The sequence below is a fragment of the Roseofilum sp. genome, assembly GCF_982964205.1.
The window spans coordinates 1-2,787 of sequence record NZ_CEZBFX010000216.1; the positions used below are offsets into that span (position 1 = coordinate 1).

Sequence of the window (2,787 nt, forward strand, 5' to 3'; positions counted from 1 at the left end):
AAAGCAAGAAAAGCCGTCCTAAAAGGACGGGGTTTTCAACCCATTTTTCTGATAAGCAATTAGCAATTGGTTCATCTACCACTGGCAAGAATCTTGAGCGATCGCAAACTAACAGAAACTCAGAAATTTTGTTTTTTCCGAAATCCTTGCTCAGTGGGGATTTCAGATTATCCTCTGGCGAAATTGGCAGAAGAGGAGTATGGTGCAATACCATGGGCTAACAGCACTTGGCGTAAATTTGCCCCCGACTCACAGGTAATCTCTTGGCCAGCCACTTTAATCTTCACCATAATTTACATTTTCCTCCTGAACTCTTTCTCTACAATTAAGGACGAAATCGATCGCCTGACGCAAGCGGGTTTAATTGCATGACTACCTTATCCAACCTTCAACCCATCTGGATCTACGACACGACACTCCGAGATGGCGCTCAACGAGAAGGACTTTCTCTGTCCCTAGACGATAAACTACGAATCGTCCGCCGTCTCGATCAACTAGGGGTTCCCTTTATTGAAGGGGGTTGGCCCGGTGCCAACCCCAAAGATGTACAATTTTTCTGGCATCTGAAAGAACAACCCCTCACGCAAGCAGCCTTAGTTGCCTTCTGTTCTACCCGTCGTCCTCATACCCAAGCGGCTGACGATCCCATGATCCAAGCCATTCTCAGTGCTGGAACCCAATGGATCTGCTTTTTTGGTAAATCTTGGGATCTGCATGTCACGGAAGGATTACATACGACCTTAGAAGAAAATTTAGCCATGATTGCAGATACGGCCGAATATTTCTGCACTCAAGGTCGTCGCATCATGTACGATGCGGAACATTGGTTTGATGGCTACAAGCAAAATCCTGAATATGCTCTCTCTACCCTAGACCAAGCGGTACAAGCCGGCGCAGAATGGGTGGTACTGTGCGATACGAATGGCGGAACCCTACCCTATGAAATCACTGCTATTGTGCGAGATGTAAAAGCCCATTTTCAGCAGCACAGTTATACGGTGAAACTAGGGATTCACCCCCATAATGACTCGGATACGGCAGTTGCTAATGCGATCGCCGCTGTGCAAGAGGGAGCGCACATGGTACAAGGAACCATCAATGGCTATGGCGAACGCTGCGGCAATGCCAACCTCTGCTCTGTCATCCCCAATTTGCAACTCAAACTCGGTTATTCCTGTTTAGCCGAAGACCAATTAGCCAACCTGACCGAAACCAGCAGATTTGTCAGTGAAGTCGTCAATTTAGCCCCCAATCATCATGCCCCCTTTGTCGGACGTTCTGCCTTTGCCCATAAAGGCGGCATTCATGTTTCTGCGGTCGCGCGAAATCCCCTCACCTACGAACATTTACAACCGGAAAAAATCGGCAATCAACGGCGGATTGTGGTCTCCGATCAAGCCGGATTAAGTAACATTTTAGCGAAAGCCCGCTCTTTTGGCATCGAGTTAGATAAACACAATCCTGCTTGTCGGCAAATTTTAGAACGGCTGAAGGATCTGGAAAATCAAGGCTATCAATTTGAAGGGGCAGAAGCCAGCTTTGAACTCTTAATGCGATCGGCTTTAGGACAAGCTCAATCCTGGTTTGAAATCAAAGGATTTAATGTCCATTGTGACATGGGATCGCCCACCGTAGATCCGACCATGACCAGTAATGGTTTAGCCACCATAAAAGTGAGAGTAAATGAGCGCAATTTTCTTGAAGTTGCCGAAGGAAATGGCCCCGTTGCAGCACTCGATGCAGCACTCAGAAAAGCCTTGGTGAAATTTTACCCAGAAATTGGGGGTTTCTATTTAACCGACTATAAAGTCCGAATTCTCGATGGAACAGCCGGAACTTCAGCTAAAACCAGGGTATTAGTGGAATCGAGTGATGGCTTAAATCGATGGACAACCGTAGGCGTATCCACAAATATTTTAGATGCGTCCTATCAAGCCGTTGTTGAAGGTCTAGAATATGGCTTACTCTTAGTTCATCAAGCCCAGGAAAAAGACTATCCTCAATCTATTGATATGGCTTCTTTAGGCTAGGGCTTGCTGAAAACGGGATCTATGGAGGTTAGGGAACTGGGAAGACACTCGAGTAAGGTGCGTTAGTGCAGCGTAACGCACCACTGATATAAATTAGGAGGAAAGGCTGCTTAAATATAACCCTTTTCTATCACTCTGGGAAAAGTAAAATCCAAACCCAATCCTAAAACTTAGTCAGGGTATTATGTTGAGCGAGAGTCCTGCGGACAGGCTTCGCCAACGCAAGCTAACCGAAACTCAGAAATTTTGTGTTTTTCCGAAAGCCTTTGCCAGTAAGGGGTTCAGATTATTCTCTGGCGAACGTGAAAGAAGAGGAATAACCATTGCTGCTAGTTCTGTATCGGTTTCTCCTTCCTTTCCTGTTTCATAGATCCACTGTAAATTTAAGTATTTTTGTAACAGATCCTTTCTTTCGGAGAAAGAGGATTTTTTTCTGGGCTATCCTCGAGTAAATCTTGACTGATTACCGTCAAAATAACTTGATCTTCTTCAGTAAATTTAATTGCATTTCCTAACCAATTCAAGAGAACTTGACGCAACCGTTTTTCCTCGGCTAAAATAGTATTAGTGAAATGTTCTCCAGCCTGGAAACTCAAGCTGACTCCTTTTGTTTGCGCTCGGACTCGTCCAATTTCTGACACTCCCGACAAAAAAGAAGGAAAATAGAAGCTTTTCAAATAAAGTAGCCAAAATAATTTGGTTATACAGCGCTTCGCGCTGCTATGAGGTACATTGTTGATCATAGATGTGAGTTGTC

At 45.0% G+C, this 2,787-nt stretch carries 2 protein-coding genes and 1 pseudogene; 1 reads left to right on the top strand and 2 read right to left on the bottom strand.

Annotated features, from left to right (window positions below; translation table 11 throughout):
* Window positions 1-167: 167 nt before the first annotated feature.
* A complete protein-coding gene (locus AC3A14_RS24465; RefSeq protein WP_318700775.1) occupies window positions 168-290 on the bottom strand; it encodes a hypothetical protein in 123 nt (40 codons plus the stop codon).
* Window positions 291-368: 78 nt separating this feature from the next.
* On the opposite strand from AC3A14_RS24465, the gene cimA reads away from it, so the two are divergent.
* On the top strand, window positions 369-2,030 hold the full coding sequence (gene cimA, locus AC3A14_RS24470) for a citramalate synthase (RefSeq protein ID WP_318700773.1): 1,662 nt from the start codon (window positions 369-371) through the stop codon (window positions 2,028-2,030).
* A 383-nt stretch (window positions 2,031-2,413) separates the two neighbouring features.
* Here cimA and AC3A14_RS24475 read toward each other — a convergent pair.
* A pseudogene (locus AC3A14_RS24475) lies at window positions 2,414-2,787 on the bottom strand (hypothetical protein); the annotation flags it as partial.